Below are 16,497 nucleotides of genomic sequence, written 5' to 3'. Positions count from 1 at the left end.
GAGCGCAACGGTACAGTTCGCCCCGAAAAACACCATTACAGTTCAAAATAACAATCGCCTGACCAGCTGCAATACAGCGCAACTGTACCTGTCATCCCTGACTAAAAAGTCAGATCATATGCTCAATCAATTCAGCAACTGACTACTCGCCACAAGCGAGAAGGATGACCACCATGGAACGTACCCTCGGTTCCGCAGCTCTGAGCACTACCCGTAGCACCTCCAGCGCCCACCGTGGCCTCGTCGGCACCGTTCGCCTGTGGCAGCGCCGCATGGAAAGCCGCCGTCAGCTGGCCCGCCTGGACTCCCGCCTGCTGGCCGACGCCGGCATCAGCGAAGCCCAGCGTTACGCCGAACTGAACAAGCCGTTCTGGCGCTGATTCAACAGTACAACTGAGCCACTCTCTCCAGGCTCGCCGTAACTGTACTGGTAAGTATGTTGCCCCGGCCGTTCAGCCAGAACGGCCTTCGGGCAGCAGAATCTCCCTCTCCGCTTTTTCGTCCAGCAGATTGCGATACAGATCTGCCCAGACCCGCCCCATAGCATCCGCGGTGAACAGCTCGCGATAGCGAACTTCCGCCTGCCGCCCCATCTCAGCCGCCGCCTGCGGATTCTCCCAGCACCAGCGCATTGCCTGTCGGAACGCCTGCGGATCGCTCGGTGGCACCACCAGTCCGGTCAGACCATGAGCATTGATGAAGCTCGTGCCAGTGCCGATCTCGCTGGAAATCATCGGCTTGCCATACATCGCCCCTTCGAGCAGGGAGATACCGAAGGCCTCCGAGCGCAGGTGCGAGGGGAATACGATCGCGCGTGACAGCTGCAACAGGGCGACCTTGTCTTCCTCGCTGACACGGCCGACGAAGCGGACGTGCGACTCGACGCCCAGCGCCGCGGCCTGCGCCTTGAGCTGCTGCTCCAGCGGGCCGGCCCCGACGATCACCACGGGATAGCCGGTGCCCTTCACCGCCTCAAGGAGGATGTGCAGCCCCTTGTAGTAGCGCATCACACCGACGAACAGGAAGAACTGTTCCCCTACCGCCCGCCGCCAGCGCTCGACGCACTCCGCAGCGGGGGTGGGATAGGCCTGCTTGTCCAGGCCGTAGGGGATGACTTGCGCCTTGTGCGGGTAACGGCGCAGCACATCGCTCGATTTCAGATAGTTGGGCGACGCGGCGACGATCCGGTCAGCACTGTTCAGGAAGCGATGCATGAGCGGCTGGTACAGTTTGAACAGATGCTTCTGGCGGACGATATCGGAGTGATAGGTGACCACGGTCGGTTTGCGCACGCCCGACAGCAGGTGCACCACGTCCATGAACGGCCAAGGGAAGTGGAAGTTGATGATGTCCGCTTCGGCCGCCAACCTGCGGAACTGCGGTACGACGCTGTAGGAGAAGCCGGTGGAGGCCAGTTGCAGATCGAGGCGCGCCCGGAACACCCGATGACCGTCGACCATCACCTCGGCCGGATCGGGACTGGCGCTCAGGGTCAGCACCTGGTTCTCGATGCCATGACTGTGTCCCGTGCGGCAGAGCTGGTTGATCACCTGTTCGATGCCGCCGACCGAATCCGGCAGGTAGGTCTTGAAGAAGTGCAGTACGCGCATTCAGCCCCCCAGTACCTTACGGTAAACATCGCTGGTAATTCGGGCACAGCGTTGCCAACTGAACGCTTTCGCCCGTTCAAGGCCGAGCGTCCGGCAGCGCTGCCGTAGAGTTTCATCTTCCATCAGTCGCTGTATGGCGACACTCATCCCTTGCGGGTCCTGCGCATCGACGTATACCCCCGCCTCCCCGGCCACTTCCGGCAATGAGGAGGTGCGTGTCAGCACTACCGGCACGCCGCTGGCCATCGCTTCCAGCACGGGCAGGCCAAAGCCTTCGTACAGTGAGGGAAACAGCAGCACCCGAGCCCCGGCGATCAGTTCCGCCAACACCGCATCGCTCTGGTAGCCCAGCATTCTCACACAGCCTTCCGCCAGGGCGGTCTTCAGCGTGTCACCAAGCTGCTCGGTGCGCCATCCCGGCATTCCGACTATCACCAATGGAAGCCCCTTGCGCACGCTTGCCGACAACAGAGCATGGGCCTGCAGCGCGAGTTCGAGATTCTTTCTGGGCTCCAGCGTGCCGACACAGATCAGGTACTGACCTGCAACCAGCCCCAAACCACTCAGCGTTCGCTCCAGCGCCTGATACGGGCGAGGATGGAAGCGTGCGGCACATCCCAGCGGCGCAACGATCACCCGGTCTTCGGACAAACCGAAATGCCGGCGAACCTCGCCGGCGACATGCTCGGAATCGGTGAGTACAGATTGCGCACGCTCAACGGCCCGACCGACGTGCCGTTCGATTTCCGCCAGGCGATCGGCTGGCTGGGTCTGCGGGTAATGCACATGGGTCAGGTCATGCAGTGTCATGACCATGGGCCCGTCGAACTCCAGCGGCCACAAGGTCGGCTCGTGGTACAGATCCACCTGACGGTGCTTGAGACCCCGGTCGAAAGAGCTCTGCTCCAGCCAACGGCGAATCCGATAGGCGCCTGGCACCCGCTTGGCCAGCGAGGTCTTGCGCGAATAGCCCGGCAGAGGCTCCGAGGGCAGGTCGGCACCCCAGGCAGTGCCCAGGAACAGTTCCAGATCCAGTCCGGCCTGCTTGCGCAGCGCCTCGGTCAAAGCCACCACGTACTGGCCTATTCCAGTCCGCGGCGCCTGGAGAATGCGGGCATTGAGCGCTACGCGCACTTCAGATCACTTCCACTTCACGCTGCGGTTGGCGGCGCAGTTTCAAGGCATGCAGCACGCGATCCACCAGTTGCTGACTGGCATCGCGCCAGCTGAGCCAGCGCCAGTCGCGCACGCTGCGGGTCGCCGGGAAGCGGTCGCTGGTTTCAAATTCCTGTACCAGGGATGCCAGGGATTCGGGGCGCTCCAGCTCGAAGTAGGCGACGAAATCGCCGCCGACCTCCCGGAATACCGGGATATCACTGGCCATAACCGGCAATCGACGCTGCATCGCCTCGACCAACGGCAGTCCGAAGCCTTCGACGAACGAGGGGAAGACCAATGCGCGGGCATGCGCATAGGCGTACTCCAGGCCCCGGTCGTTAAGCTTGTTGAACATGAACAGGCGTTGATTGAGCTGCGGATGGTTCTGTATGCGCTCGATCAGCGCATCGCATTTCCAGCCAATGCGGCCAATGATGCACAGCCGGGCCCGCGAGCCCTCGGCCCAGAGGCGCTCGAAAGCATCCAGCAGATAGGCATGGTTCTTCCGCGGCTCGATGGTGCTGACCATCAGGTAAACCGGATCGCCCTCGTCGAACATGTTCGTCAGCTTGCGATCCAGAGCTGAGGTATCACGCACCAGATCGAGCTCAGAGCCCAGGTAGAAATGCTCGAACCAAAGTCCTTGGGCGACTTCCTCACCACGCCGGCGGACGATCTCGGCGCGTACCTCGTCGCGAATGGTGGTGGAGATGCAGATGAAGCCGTCTGCCTTTTCGGCGATCCAGTCGAACCAGCGGTCAAAGACCTTCACCAGGCCAGCATCGCAGAATTGCGGGTGAGTGCAGGGAATCAGGTCATAGATCACCGACACCAGCCCGACGCCCTGCGCCTTAAGACGCTCGGCCACCGGGAAGAAATCCGCGTGCCAGGACGAATCAAGCAGCAGCAACTGGTCGCCCGGCTGGACCTCCAGCGGCTCCATGCGCTCGGGCACTACATGATTGCGCGAAGAAAACATGGCAAAACGCAGCGGTAACGTGATCGACAGGCTCGCCAGCTTTGCTAGCACATAGAATGCGCGTCGGGCGTTATGCCAGCGGCTCATCGGCCAGCGCCGCTCCAGACGCGCATGCCACATCCAGTATTGATTGCGCAGTTGCTCCAGGGCGATTTTCATCCGGCTGTGCCAGGGCAACTCCTCGGTCGAGAGTGGCGCCAGATGCAGCACCCGATGCATGCGTCCGCGGAAAAACACCACGGGAATGCAGTCCACGTCACTGTGCACGCTCTCCAGATGGCCGATGACGTTGCGCACCACACGCTGGATGCCGGAATTCACATGGGGATGTTCGAAGACATAGGTGCATTCGACGAGCAAGCGCATCAGCGAGGTTCTCCGCTGCTTTCGGTCAGTGATTCACTGCACTGGCGCTCGATACTCGCCCGCGCATCCAACCACGAGTACCCGATGAAATTCTCGCGGGTGCTGTTGACCACATGGAAGATCATCGCGCAGTCCCGCCATTCGTAGTTGCCGTCCAGGTGAGAGTCCAGCCGGGACAAGCTCAGCGACACCGAGTAGTTGCCCGGCCCCAGGCGCATGGAGAAGGCATAGCGGAAAATCAGCCGTTCCCCCGCCTTCAGCCCCTTCTGCACCTGCTTGAGGCGATGCGAGTTGATGCCATACATGGCCTGTCCCAGACGGTCCTTGAGCATGAAGCCGAGCACCAGCCGGTCGAGGTCCTGGCAGACCCGGACACCGACTTCCAGCACCACTTCATGACCGACCTCCACCAGCTCGATTTCTCGGCCGCCAGAATCCAGTAGCCGTACCGACTCGATCTCCGCCTCACCAGTGCCGGAGATAGTCCGTGCCTTGCCGTTGGCAAGCATCTCCTGACGCACGATCTGGTTGAGGCCTTCTCCCATTCGCGCGTGGTAGTAGTCCATAACCATTTCCGGATCGCCCTGCATCGCCACCTGGCCAAACTCAAGCAACACCGCGCGATCGCAGATGGATTGGATCGAGAAACGGTCGTGGGAGACAATCAACAGCGTGGTGCCAGCACGACGGAAGCTGCGGATACGCTCGAAGCTCTTGTGCTGGAAGTACGAGTCGCCCACCGACAGCGCCTCATCGATGATCAGCACGTCCGGCCGGCGAGCGGTAGCGACGCTGAAGGCCAGGCGCATCTGCATGCCGCTGGAGTAGGTACGTACCGGCTGGTCAATGGCGTCGCCGATTTCGGCGAAGGCTTCGATTTCCGGTAGCAGCGCATCGATCTCGGGGCGCTGCAGACCCAGGAGCTGCGCGGCCATGTATACGTTCTGGCGGCCGGTGAAGTCCGGGTGGAAGCCCATACCCAGCTCGAGCAGAGCGGACACAGTGCCACCCACTTCGCAGGAACCGCTGGTGGGCTGGGTGGTGCCGGTAATGATCTTGAGCAGGGTGCTCTTGCCGGCGCCGTTGGACCCGACGATACCCACTGCCTCGCCCGGCTCAATCTCCAGGGAAATATTCTGCAGTACCCAATGCTGGCGATGACGAAGCTTGCCGCCGGGGGTAATCCATTCGAGCAGGCGCGACCAGCGCTTAGGGTACTGACGATAGGCCTTGCCCAGTTGTTGAATCCGGATATGCCCCATCAGAGTTCATCCACCATCTCACCCGCCCGCGCGCGATACAGCGCCATTGCCAGGACGCACAGCAGCACACCGCACACCGTTACCGGCAGCAGTTGCGACAGCTGCGGCCACTGGCCGTGGAGAAACAGGTTCTGATAGGCCTGCATCAGACCGGTCAACGGGTTGAGCTGCACCAGCCGGCCAATGGACTCCGGCAGGATGCTCAGCGGATAGACGATGGGGGTGAGCCAGAACCAGAATTGCAGAAGTATCCCGAATAGTTGCCCGACATCGCGGAAGAACACATTCAGTACACCAACCAGCATGCCCAGGCCGACAGCAAAAACCAGCTGCAGCGCCAACAGCAGCGGGAACGCCAGCAGCGCTACACCTGGCAGGCGGCCAGTGATGAGCAGGAAGCCAATGAACAACGCGAAGATGATGGCGAAATTGAGCAGGGCATTGCACACGCTCACCACCGGCAGGCAGAGGCGCGGGAAGCTCAACTTCTTTAGCAGGTTGGCGTTTTCCAGGAACATGTTCAGGCAACGGCTGACCACTTCGGAGAACAAGCCCCAGGTCAGCAGGCCCGCGCACAGGAACACGCTGTAGGCCATCTTGTCGTCCACGCCCGGCAGGCGCGCACGCATCACTTCGGAGAAGATCACCGTGTACACCAGGATCATCGCCAGCGGGTTGAGGATGGTCCAGGCCGCCCCCAGCAGCGAACCGCGATAACGCGATTCGAACTCCCGACGCACGCTGCCCACGATGAAACCGCGGTACTGCCAGGTGCCTTTCAGACTACTCAGCGACATCAGACGATCCTGCCGTAGATATCCTCGAAGCGCACGATATCGTCCTCGCCCAGGTACTCACCGCTCTGCACCTCGATCATCACCAGATCGATCACCCCCGGGTTCTCCAGGCGATGGCGGTGCCCCGCGGGGATGTAGGTCGATTCGTTGCTGTTCACCAGCCGCACGGATTCGCCGTTGGTGACCTTGGCCATGCCCTGTACCACGACCCAGTGCTCGCTGCGATGGTGGTGCATCTGCAGCGACAGCGCCGCGCCGGACTTGACTACGATGCGTTTGATCTTGAACCGGGGTCCCTCTTCCAGGACGGTGTAGGTACCCCAGGGTCGGCTCACGGTGCGGTGCAGGCGATACGCCTCGTTCTCGCTGTCCTTGAGCTGCTTGACGACCTTGCGAACGTCCTGCGCCCGGTCCGCGCGCGCCACCAGGATGGCATCGGCAGTCTCCACCACGATCAGCCCCTCGACGCCCACGGTGGCGATCAGGCGCCCCTCGCTCTGCACGTAGTTGTCGCGGCTGTCGACGAAGATCGCGTTGCCGGCCGCGCGATTGTTGTCGGCATCGGCGTCCACCAGATCACTCATGGCCGTCCACGAACCGATGTCGCTCCAGTCGAAGCTCGCGGGTACGACGGCGACACGATCGGAGCGCTCCATCAGCGCATAGTCGATGGAGATGTCTTCCAGGTTGCAGAAATGCTCGTGCGGCAGCTCCTGCTGGACCACATTGCCCATCTCCTCCGGCTGGCTCGCCAATTGGCAGTCGATGGCTTGCGCCAACATCTGGGGCGCATGCTTTTCCAGCTCGCTGATGAAGGTGCCGACGGTGAAGCAGAACATTCCCGAATTCCAGAGGAAGGTGCCGGCCTGGAGGAACTGCCTGGCGGTATCCAGATCGGGCTTTTCGACGAAGCGTTTCACCGTGCTGCCGCCCTTGGCGTCCAGCGCGTCTCCGGTCTCGATGTAGCCGAAACCGGTCTCCGGCGTGGTGGGGACTACACCGAAGGTCACCAGTCGCCCCTGTGCAGCCAGTTCGACCGCGTGTTCCACGGCGTTGGCGAACGCCTCGACATCGCGGATCAGATGATCCGCCGGCATCACCACCATGGTCACGTCATCGCCGTACATCGCACGCAGCGCCAAGGCCGCGACCGCGATGGCGGGTGCCGTATTGCGCCCAGTCGGCTCGAGGATGAAGTGGCCGCGCTGACGCAGCTTGGCGGCATGAAAATGGTCCTTGCTCTGGAAGTAGTAGTCGCGGTTGGTCACCGTGACGATGCTCCCGTCGCCACCCAGTAGGCCAGCCGCGCGCCGATAGGTCTTGTTGAGCAGGGACTGCCCATCGGGCATTGCCATGAAGGGTTTCGGCTGACCTTCGCGGGACACCGGCCACAGCCGTGTACCAGCTCCACCGGAGAGAATGACGGGAATGAGCATGGCTTACTCCTTGCCGACGCGACGCAGGTCGGCGTCAACCATCATGTGAATCAGCGTCTCCAGGCTGGTCTGCGGGCTCCAGCCCAATACGCGCTCGGCCTTGCCCGGGTTACCCAGCAGCACATCCACTTCCGCCGGGCGGAAGAAGGCAGGATCGATCACAACGTGGTCCTGGTATTTCAGGCCGACGTATTCGAACGCAATGCGGCACATCTCACGCACGGTGGTGGTTACGCCGGTGGCCACCACGTAATCATCCGGCTGGTCCTGCTGCAGCATCCGCCACATGGCTTCCACGTAGTCGCCGGCAAAGCCCCAGTCGCGTTTCGCATCGATGTTGCCCAGGCGCAGTTCGTTCTGCTTGCCAAGCTTGATGCGTGCCACGGCATCGGTGACCTTGCGCGTCACGAACTCGATGCCGCGCAGCGGAGATTCGTGGTTGAAGAGGATGCCGCTGGAGGCATGCAGCTTGAAGCTCTCGCGATAGTTCACCGTGATCCAGTGACCATAGAGCTTAGCCACCCCATAGGGACTACGTGGATAGAACGGCGTGTTTTCGTCTTGCCGCTCGGCCTGGATCAGGCCGAACATTTCACTGGTGGAGGCTTGGTAGAAGCGCGTTTCCGGGCTGAATTGGCGAATGGCTTCCAGCAGGTGCGTCACCCCCAGGCCATCGACGATACCGGTGGTGACGGGCTGGTCCCAAGAGCTGCCGACAAAGCTCTGCGCCCCCAGGTTGTAGAATTCGTCCGGCTTGGCCTTGATGACGGCGCGCTGGACGGAACAGGCATCGGCCAGATCACCCTCGAGGTAGGCCACTTCGGACTCGATGCCCAGCTCACGCAGGCGCCAGCGTGTGTCGCTACTGCGACGGGCGACCAATCCGTGGACCTTGTACCCCTTCTCCAGCAGCAGCTTTGCAAGGTAGGCGCCATCCTGGCCGGTCAGACCGGTGATCAGTGCACTTTTTGTCATTCTTCTAGCATCCGTGATGTCTCACAGAATCATGGTCTGCGAGTTGATTTTAGTTATTCCGGATTCCCTGCCAGGCGGGGTATGCCCTTCATGGTCTCCGAGTGGAGCATTACTACTGTCGGCCATTGCACGCTCGTGGCGCTTCCGCGACCGATATCACTGGTGATTGGCAGTCACCTGGCCCAGGCCCTTCCCCCACAGCGAAGGACTTACTCCTGCAACACCCTGACATCCCAGTCCGCCAGAATATCCCGGAGCGTCTGCTCCATACTGATCACTGGCGCCCATCCTGTCTCTTGCCCAAGCTTCGCATGGCTGCCACGGACCCGACGTTGTTCCGCGCGCCGCAGACGCTGCGGATCCTGGCAAATCTCCAGTTCGACCTCGGCCAGCCGAGCCATCCGGCCAATCAGGTCGCGCACCCGGGACTCCTGTCCCGAGCAGACGTTGTATACCTCGCCGTTGCGTCCATGCTCCAGCAGCGCAAAATAGGCCGCCAGCACGTCCCGGACATCGAGGAAATCGCGGGTGACATCGATGTCACCAACCTCGATACGCGGGACCTGCATGCCGCACCGGATACGCGCCAGTTGCCTGGCCACCGCGGGCAGGACGAAATCCGCCTTCTGCCCCGTCCCCACATGGTTGAACGGGCGTGCCACCATCATGCGCCACGACTCGGTGAAGCTCCACTGCTGGCACAACAGCTCCGCCGCGACCTTGCTGACGCCATAGGGGTTCCGTGGCCTGGGTAACTGCTCCTCGGTAATGGGCAATTGCTCCTCGCTCACCTGGCCGTAAACATCTCCAGAGCTGACATAGAGAAAGGCTCCGGAAAAACCGCACCGTTTGAGCGACTCCAGCAGGTTCAGGGTTCCCAGTACGTTCACTTGCAGCGTTCCTGCCGGGTCGCGGAATGCCTGCGGCACGAAGGTCTGGCCGGCCAAGTGGATCACTGCGTCCGGTGGACCATCCCGCAGGTATGCGTCGAAGCCTTCGGGATCGCGAAGATCCACACGCGGCAACTCAAGCAGCCGCCATCCAGCCGGCAGAGACGCACGCAAATGTGCGCCAACAAAACCGGAAAGCCCTGTCACGAGTAGTCGCTTGTCCAAGGGGCAGTCTCTCTGATTGTTTTGAAGGAAAGAAGCCATTAATGGCTGACTGGCCAGTCACTCGGTCAACCTGAAACAAAGGATGCATGTGGCTGCGGAAATTTTCGATGGACCAGCAGCGATTTGCAGTGTTCGCCGGGAAAACGCTGCTGTAGCATGCCGCTCTCCCGGCGAAAGGACCCTCGCAGGCTACCGGCAATATAATCGACAAACCACAATATTTTGCCGCTGATCTCTGCCAGATCACTCGCTTTCATAAATCATGAAATGCCTGACTGCCGCCATGCTTCCAACGATAATAACGGCCACCCCATGCGCGAAAACGTGATGTCCCAGACAACACAGGCCGGCCAACGGCAAGGGCTGCTGAAGGCACGCCTGCCGCTTTGCCTGGTCATTTACCTGGCGTTCTGCCTGGCCTGCCTGGCCATCTGGCAACACCGGGGTATCAATCGGGTGACCGGCGACGAACCTCACTACCTGGTCATCACTGAAAGCCTGATCAAGTACGGCAGTCTGGAAGTGACTCAGGCTTACCGGGAAGAGTTCACCGAGCGCACCATTTACCCCTCGGGCCTCGCACCTGCGGGTTCGACGCCAGACGCCAGCAACACCCACGGCATCCAAGGACCGAACGGACTCTTCAGCGTTCATAACATCGGATTACCCTTGCTCCTTGCACTGCCCTACTGGCTGGGGGGCGTGTTGGGCAGCAAACTCTTCCTCCTCCTGCTAAGCAGTTGGGCGGTGGTTCTGGCCTGGAAATTGGCCAGGCACTTCGGTCTGGACGGCGGCACTTCGATCATGGCGGTATTGACGCTGACTGTCGCCATGCCGCTCGTGCCGGCCTCCAACCAGATCTATCCGGACTTGCTCGCCGGCCTGATCTGCCTGAGCGGTCTGTATTGGCTCGCAACCCCACTTCAGCCCCGCCGCCCCCTGTCGACACTCGGCTATGCCCTGGCGATCGCCTTCCTGCCCTGGCTGCAGATCAAGTTCAGCGCGGCCGCCCTGCTGCTGGTCGCCGCCGCCACATGGATCTCAGCTCGCCAGCACCGCAACATCGCACTCACGCTGCTCTGGCCGTTGCTGTTCGGCCTTTCCATCACCCTGCTGGCCAGCTACAACCTGCAGGCGTTCGGCAAGGTCAGCGGGCCGTACCAGGCGGGCGCGCTGGAACTCAGCCCCACCGCAATGATGGTGCTGCTGGGCCTGCTGCTGGACCAGAATCAGGGCATGTTGCTGCAGAACCCGATGCTATTGCTCGGTGTGCTCTACCTCGTGCCTTTGCTACGCCGCCACCCCTTGCTGACCTGCACCTGGGCGATGGTATTCCTCGCCATGCTGGTGCCCAATGCCCTGCACCCTAACTGGTACGGTGGCGGTTCGTTCTCGGGGCGCTTCGGCTGGTCGGCGGCCCTGTGTCTGTTCTTACCTACACTGGCAGCCCTGGAGCCCCTGCGTACTCTAGTCGGACGCCGGCAGCTGGCATTCCTGCTGATCTGCCTGGCGCTGCTGCAAGGCTATTTCTTCATGAAGTACGCCTGGTTCGGAGCGAGCCTCTACAACCGCTCCTCCGAGCTCTGGCTCAGCGCCTATACCGTGCTCTATGGGCGCGTCCAGAACTGGCTGCCAGCGCTTTACAACCTCGATTGGGCCGTCTCGTTCGCACCCAACTACCTGTTCGCCGGCCTGCTGCCCGCGCTGGTCGGCTATGGCACCTATCTGTTCCAGGACAAGGCCGGTACGCGCCGGCTCACGCCAGTACGGGTTCTGCCGGTGGCCTTGTTGCTGATCGCGGTCATTGGCTCGCTGAGCCAGCCGAATGAACAGCCCATGCGCTTTACTGCCGCAGCGCTGCCGTCGCTTACCGGCCAACTGGACGAAACTGGCCGGCAGGCTGTCGCCCAGCGCGACGCGCCAGGATTCTTGTCGTTCGGCCCCTACGCCAATCTTTCCCGTGGTCTCTACAGCCTGAGCATCGAGTATCAGGCGAACGCCCCCGCCGATCAGGAAGTCGCCACCTGGGACGTCTATCGACCGAACGCCTCGCAGCCCACGGTACTCGCCACAGCGCTGCACGGCAGTTCGGGCCGTGTCACGACTCAGAAGGTCGAGTTTCGCATCGACCGCTCTCGCCCGGAGCCCTTCGAGTTCCGGGTGGCGTGGCCCGGCACAGCAGACGTACGCCTGCTCTCGATGACACTGAAACGCCTGAATTGATCCTTCACCGCTGCCAAGGCTGCCTATCCGCATGAGCGACAGCACCTCCGCCGACGTCTTCCGACGCGTTTTCTGGGCCCTGGCTGGGGTACTGATCGTGTGCATCGTACTGACCGGGCAGACCCGCAACACGACAAGCGATCCTCGCGGCACACTGCTGTTGAGTCAGACCCTGGCCCAGCATGGCGAGGTGCGCCTTGACCGCTACGGCAGTAAGGTGCTGCAGCGCTACGGATATGTGATCCAGCAGAAGAACGACCATTTCTATTACTACTTCCCGATGGGCAGTGCCGTCCTCAGCGCCCCCTTCGTTGGGCTCGCCAACACGCTCGGGCTGGACATGCTCAACGACGAGGAAACCCTGCAAATGGCCCTGGTGAGCCTGTGCTCGCTGGGTCTGCTCGTGTTGCTGTACCGCACCGCACGCCTGTTTCTGAGCCGACGCAGCAGCTATCTACTGGCACTCCTGTGCTGGCTCGGCAGCTCCTACGCCAGCGTCCTGGCCACCGCGCTCTGGTCGCATGACTTCGCGGTACTCTTCGCAAGCCTCGCCATCTACCTGGCGCTCAGGAAAATGCCTGCGAACGACACACTGGCCAGCGTCGCCATTGGCATCAGCCTCTTCCTCGCCTACTTCTGCCGCCCCACCCTTGCCCTGCTCGCCCCTTTCCTCCTGCTGTATCTCCTGCACCGGCAACCACGCGCGGCGCTGAAGGCTGGGACCGCCCTTGCGTTGTCGCTACTGCTGTTCTGCGCCTGGAGCCTCCATGAGTTCTCCCAATGGTTACCGGACTACTACCTACCATCGAGACTAGAGAGCGACAGCCTAGGTAGCGCGTTGTACGGAAATCTGCTGAGCCCAGCGCGAGGCCTCCTGGTCTTTTCGCCCTTCCTGCTCCTGCCACTGCTGCTCCTGCCGGCGCAGGCAATCCGCTCCCGACAGCACCGTCCGCTGTTGCTGGTCGCCCTAGCGTGGCCCATCGCCCACTGGATCATCATCTCGCGATTTCCCCACTGGTGGGCCGGCTGGTCCTATAGCTCGCGCCTCATGGTGGACGTGCTGCCGGGCTTATTCGTGGGCTTGTTCGCTAGCCTCGGCCTGGCGCGAGAATGGCGCCGCTGGCTGTACGTACCGTTACTGGCGCTGGGCGCCTTCGCTCTCTTCGTGAATACCTGGCAAGGGTTGTACAACCCCTACACGGCGCGCTGGAACATGGAGCCGAATATCGACGCGTACCCCGAGTACCTCTTCAATTGGGACTACCCTCAGTTCCTGCATACCCCGGCACGGCACACCGCACGCCTCACCGAATTCCAGATGCGCGGTGCAGCGCCCCTGCCCCAGGACTTCGATCTGGATTTCCAGTCCGACAAGATCGGCTTCATCGGTTTCTCGACGGCGGAACCTGAGTTCCGCTGGACCGACGGGCCGCAGGCCAGGATTCTCTTCCAATATGCCGCGTCGAATACCCACCCTGCCTTTCTGCGCCTGAAGGCCGACTTCCTGGGAGAACAACGACTGACAGTTCGCCTGAACGGCAGCGTACTCGGCAGGAGCGTCCAGCACGGAGCAAATCAAGTCATCGTACTCAAGGTTGCGCCGGAACAGCTGATCGCTGGCCTCAATACCCTGACCTTCGAGCTACCCGACGCCCGGCGCCCGCCTTCCGCCGACCCAAGGGTTCTTGGTATGGCGCTACGGACGCTGAGCCTGGAATAGTCGGAGCCTGTTTTCCAGGCTCCGGATGGGCACCGGGCGATCACCGAGACTACCGTCACCCCAATCCATTGACCGTCGGGCAGTGCCAGCAAATAAATGCTGCGGGGCACTCACTTCGACCCGATCAGTGAGTCACCGGCAGCACCCTGCCCTGCGAATCAATCTCGAACTGTGCCTGTTCTCGCGTGACGAATTGCAGATTGGGGTAGCGCAACGGCAAAACATCGGCGAATGGTTTATGGACCTGCATCAGCTGGCCATAGACGTACAGCGGAAAACTTCCTTCAGCGATCTTGATGGTCTGCGCAGCGGGCATCTTGTCCAAGTCTGACAGAAGTGTGCTCATGAAGCGTTGAGTCTGCTTATGCAGAGGCGCCTCGACACGAGCAAAGGAGGCCTTGGCCGATTGGTACGCCATGACCGGGTAGAACACCCCGAAAAGCACCAGTAACACCCCAGCGCCCATTCCTCCTCGACGATTATTCACAGCAGCCGGCGCTGCGGGATTCAGAATCAGACAAAGGAAAATGGTAATCAGGTAGATGACCTCAAGGAAGTAACGCGGAACGAAGGCAAGAAAGACACCAAACATCTGCGCCCGGCTCGATGCCGCGATGATCAGGAAGTTCAGGGCCAGCACGCTGATCAATGCCGTCCAGAACACCAAGTTCTCCCGGCGCCGAAGGCAGGTGAATACGATGAGCGACACCCAGAACAGAGCGACCAGTGCACCGGATACCCCCCAGCCCGCGGCCGCATGGAGCAGCAGTAACCCTCCGAGCACTCGGAAGAACGTCAGCGTAATCTGGATGGCAACCGCTATCGAGGCCTCTCCGCTCCCCCGCAGAACAGGTGCGAACATCACGTACCAGCCAACGTACGCCACTGCCAGCAGGAGCAATACGATCCCCAGCTTGTAGCGCCCTATGGCCCTGTACCCATCTCGCCAACTCAGGCAGAACTCCAGCGCCAGGATGTAGAACGGAATGAGTACCGCCTTGCTGTAGAAGCCCAACGCAGTCACGAAGCAGATGCAGCAACCTACCAGGTCACGGAGTCGGCGCGAGTCACGATACCCCAGGTAGCAATACAGGCAGGTGATGGTCAGCAGGATATACGGCAGGCGGTGGATACCGGCGCTCCACCAGATCAGGAGCGGCAACAGGGTGCTATTGCAGGCGAAAAACACCACCAGCACCGGATTCCACGGTCCCGGCCTGAGCCGCTTGAGCAATAGCGCCAGCATCACCGAAGAGGCTAGCTGGATGGCAACCATGGCCCAGAGCCCCAACCGGAAATCCAACGGAGCGAGCGCCAGCAGCAGCGCACTGGCAAGCCGGTGAAGGGGTACGAAATGGACATCGATGGGGGTCAGCAGGTACTCCATGAACGGCAGCGAAGTGGCCAGCTGAAAATGGTCGAAATCATCGGCAATGAAGAAACTGTTCCTCAAGGCAAAGCGCGCCATCATCCAGGTGAACAGCAGGATCATCAGCCAGGTAAAACCGATGGCTCCTTTCCCCCAGAGCCCTCTCGTCGCTTGGACAGGACGTAGGTCTGCGCTCTGGGCATGCATGGGATCATTCATTCGAAAGTCGTCGCCTCAACGGTGGCCAAGAGGGCTTCCCTGCGCATCAGGGCACCCTGGATTGCAGTAGCGTATCGGCTGCGCCATCGCTGGCAACCGACCCAACCACCGGTGCCGGATGAGCCCTTAGGGTCTCCAACCGCCGGCGTGCTATTGCCGCCCCCTTGCGACGCAAGGGCTGCTCGACGAATCGATAATTGAGTTCGGCAGCCACCAGCGCCAGTAGTACCGCCGTCACGCCCAGTTCGAGGGCGAACGACTTGTCCAGCTCAACGCCCTGCGCCACCGCGTAGCGATGCCACAGCTCTCGGCTCGCATGATAGGCACAGACATGGATCACGTAGAGTCCGTATGAGCGTGACCCGAGCCAGAGCATCGGCCGCGACAGCGCCGCCGGGCAGAACAGGTAGCCCTTCTGGTAGCTGGCGATCCAGACCAGCAACAGTGCGATGATCGCAATCAGACCGACTGCGATGGGCACGCCAATCATCTGGCCCGGAATGGCACCCAGCAGGTAGAACAGGAACAGAGCCAGGAGCAGGCGGGACCAGAGGCTCTGCCCCAGGAAGACGGGTTCAAAGTCACGAAGCAACCGGGTGCGGCCAGCCAGGCAGAGCAGCACTCCCCACATCATCGCGTCCAAGCGGAAGGAGCTGAGCATGGAAGTTGTCGACGTGCCGAACGGGTTGCGATCCAATGCGAACTGGACGGCAATCAGCATCAGCAGCACCCCGACCCGCCAGCGGAAAGCCGTCACGCAGAGCAGGAAGAACGGCAGTACAAAATAGAACTGCTCCTCCAGTGCCAAGCTCCAGTACACCGAATTGGGGCCTAGCAAAACGCCGTACTGGTTGGCCAGGTTACCGCTGAAGGTCGCAACCGCTGTAAAGCTGCGCAAGTTGTCGAACCAGGAGCCGAACACACCGCTCTGGTTGAATACCAGCGACAGCACCAGCGGGATCAATATCCACAGCCAGGCCGTAGGCAGCAGACGGTAGATACGCCGCAACCAGAAGGACTGCGCCGCCACTACGAAATGCCCCTGTCGCCGATGGTCGTCGAAGAAGTCCAGGTAGCTCTTGCAAACAATGTAGCCAGAGATACAGAAGAACAGGTCAACGCCCGTCCACGGCATGTAGACACTGAATAGCTTGGAGAACGCGCCCTCGGCAAACGGCATCAGCATCGGCAGATGACTAAACAGCGTCAGACCGATCGCGACCGCTCGCAGATACTCGATCTCAAGGTTCTTTCCCTGATTCATCGCC

General features: G+C 61.4%; 13 protein-coding genes. 3 read left to right on the top strand and 10 right to left on the bottom strand.

Annotated features, from left to right (window positions below; translation table 11 throughout):
- The first annotated feature begins 173 nt into the window (after window positions 1–173).
- Window positions 174–380, top strand: a complete 207-nt coding sequence (locus SD196_RS00475; RefSeq protein WP_015474893.1) for a DUF1127 domain-containing protein — start codon at window positions 174–176, stop codon at window positions 378–380.
- A 72-nt stretch (window positions 381–452) separates the two neighbouring features.
- On the opposite strand, the gene SD196_RS00470 is transcribed toward SD196_RS00475, so the two are convergent.
- The 8 genes from SD196_RS00470 to SD196_RS00435 all read right to left on the bottom strand — a co-directional run bounded on the left by SD196_RS00470 (window position 453) and on the right by SD196_RS00435 (window position 9,698).
- Window positions 453–1,610, bottom strand: a complete 1,158-nt coding sequence (locus SD196_RS00470; RefSeq protein ID WP_331315268.1) for a glycosyltransferase family 4 protein — start codon at window positions 1,608–1,610, stop codon at window positions 453–455.
- Window positions 1,611–2,744: a glycosyltransferase family 4 protein gene (locus tag SD196_RS00465; protein WP_331315266.1), complete on the bottom strand. Its 1,134-nt coding sequence runs from the start codon at window positions 2,742–2,744 to the stop codon at window positions 1,611–1,613. It lies immediately after the preceding gene.
- A 1-nt stretch (window position 2,745) separates the two neighbouring features.
- Window positions 2,746–4,116 (bottom strand): glycosyltransferase family 4 protein, encoded by a 1,371-nt coding sequence (locus SD196_RS00460; RefSeq protein ID WP_416311784.1) that lies wholly within the window; start codon window positions 4,114–4,116, stop codon window positions 2,746–2,748.
- Window positions 4,113–5,375, bottom strand: a complete 1,263-nt coding sequence (locus tag SD196_RS00455) for an ABC transporter ATP-binding protein (RefSeq protein WP_343576120.1) — start codon at window positions 5,373–5,375, stop codon at window positions 4,113–4,115. The genes SD196_RS00460 and SD196_RS00455 overlap by 4 nt, the downstream gene beginning before the upstream one ends.
- The gene (locus tag SD196_RS00450; RefSeq protein WP_343576118.1) at window positions 5,375–6,172 is read right to left on the bottom strand and encodes an ABC transporter permease; all 798 of its coding nucleotides are present in this window, start codon (window positions 6,170–6,172) and stop codon (window positions 5,375–5,377) included. The genes SD196_RS00455 and SD196_RS00450 overlap by 1 nt, the downstream gene beginning before the upstream one ends.
- The gene (locus SD196_RS00445; RefSeq protein WP_343576116.1) at window positions 6,172–7,608 is read right to left on the bottom strand and encodes a mannose-1-phosphate guanylyltransferase/mannose-6-phosphate isomerase; all 1,437 of its coding nucleotides are present in this window, start codon (window positions 7,606–7,608) and stop codon (window positions 6,172–6,174) included. The genes SD196_RS00450 and SD196_RS00445 overlap by 1 nt, the downstream gene beginning before the upstream one ends.
- Window positions 7,609–7,611: 3 nt before the next feature.
- The gene (gene gmd, locus SD196_RS00440) at window positions 7,612–8,583 is read right to left on the bottom strand and encodes a GDP-mannose 4,6-dehydratase (RefSeq protein ID WP_416310948.1); all 972 of its coding nucleotides are present in this window, start codon (window positions 8,581–8,583) and stop codon (window positions 7,612–7,614) included.
- Between the two features lie 209 nt (window positions 8,584–8,792).
- The gene (locus tag SD196_RS00435; protein WP_275609535.1) at window positions 8,793–9,698 is read right to left on the bottom strand and encodes a GDP-mannose 4,6-dehydratase; all 906 of its coding nucleotides are present in this window, start codon (window positions 9,696–9,698) and stop codon (window positions 8,793–8,795) included.
- 312 nt (window positions 9,699–10,010) lie between these two features.
- On the opposite strand from SD196_RS00435, the gene SD196_RS00430 reads away from it, so the two are divergent.
- Window positions 10,011–11,921 (top strand): hypothetical protein, encoded by a 1,911-nt coding sequence (locus SD196_RS00430; protein ID WP_343576111.1) that lies wholly within the window; start codon window positions 10,011–10,013, stop codon window positions 11,919–11,921.
- A gap of 31 nt (window positions 11,922–11,952) precedes the next feature.
- Window positions 11,953–13,641 carry a glycosyltransferase family 39 protein gene (locus tag SD196_RS00425; RefSeq protein WP_416310947.1) on the top strand — a complete coding sequence of 563 codons (1,689 nt, stop codon included), beginning with the start codon at window positions 11,953–11,955 and terminating at the stop codon, window positions 13,639–13,641.
- A gap of 124 nt (window positions 13,642–13,765) precedes the next feature.
- On the opposite strand, the gene SD196_RS00420 is transcribed toward SD196_RS00425, so the two are convergent.
- Window positions 13,766–15,217, bottom strand: a complete 1,452-nt coding sequence (locus SD196_RS00420; protein ID WP_343576105.1) for a hypothetical protein — start codon at window positions 15,215–15,217, stop codon at window positions 13,766–13,768.
- A gap of 58 nt (window positions 15,218–15,275) precedes the next feature.
- Window positions 15,276–16,493 (bottom strand): acyltransferase family protein, encoded by a 1,218-nt coding sequence (locus SD196_RS00415; RefSeq protein ID WP_416310946.1) that lies wholly within the window; start codon window positions 16,491–16,493, stop codon window positions 15,276–15,278.
- Window positions 16,494–16,497: the final 4 nt, after the last annotated feature.

It is taken from the genome of Pseudomonas macauensis, assembly GCF_047902425.1.
GTDB lineage: Bacteria > Pseudomonadota > Gammaproteobacteria > Pseudomonadales > Pseudomonadaceae > Pseudomonas.
Note: the sequence above shows the minus strand (reverse complement) of the source record. Positions and strands in the feature narration are given on the sequence as shown.

What these genes read in the sequence shown, in the direction of transcription:
- SD196_RS00475 (WP_015474893.1), top strand. Translation starts at nt 174, where the DNA reads ATGGAACGTACCCTCGGTTCCGCAGCTCTGAGCACTACCCGTAGCACC.
- SD196_RS00470 (WP_331315268.1), bottom strand. Translation starts at nt 1,610, where the DNA reads ATGCGCGTACTGCACTTCTTCAAGACCTACCTGCCGGATTCGGTCGGC.
- SD196_RS00455 (WP_343576120.1), bottom strand. Translation starts at nt 5,375, where the DNA reads ATGGGGCATATCCGGATTCAACAACTGGGCAAGGCCTATCGTCAGTAC.
- SD196_RS00450 (WP_343576118.1), bottom strand. Translation starts at nt 6,172, where the DNA reads ATGTCGCTGAGTAGTCTGAAAGGCACCTGGCAGTACCGCGGTTTCATC.
- SD196_RS00445 (WP_343576116.1), bottom strand. Translation starts at nt 7,608, where the DNA reads ATGCTCATTCCCGTCATTCTCTCCGGTGGAGCTGGTACACGGCTGTGG.
- gmd (WP_416310948.1), bottom strand. Translation starts at nt 8,583, where the DNA reads ATGACAAAAAGTGCACTGATCACCGGTCTGACCGGCCAGGATGGCGCC.
- SD196_RS00430 (WP_343576111.1), top strand. Translation starts at nt 10,011, where the DNA reads ATGCGCGAAAACGTGATGTCCCAGACAACACAGGCCGGCCAACGGCAA.
- SD196_RS00425 (WP_416310947.1), top strand. Translation starts at nt 11,953, where the DNA reads ATGAGCGACAGCACCTCCGCCGACGTCTTCCGACGCGTTTTCTGGGCC.
- SD196_RS00420 (WP_343576105.1), bottom strand. Translation starts at nt 15,217, where the DNA reads ATGCATGCCCAGAGCGCAGACCTACGTCCTGTCCAAGCGACGAGAGGG.
- SD196_RS00415 (WP_416310946.1), bottom strand. Translation starts at nt 16,493, where the DNA reads ATGAATCAGGGAAAGAACCTTGAGATCGAGTATCTGCGAGCGGTCGCG.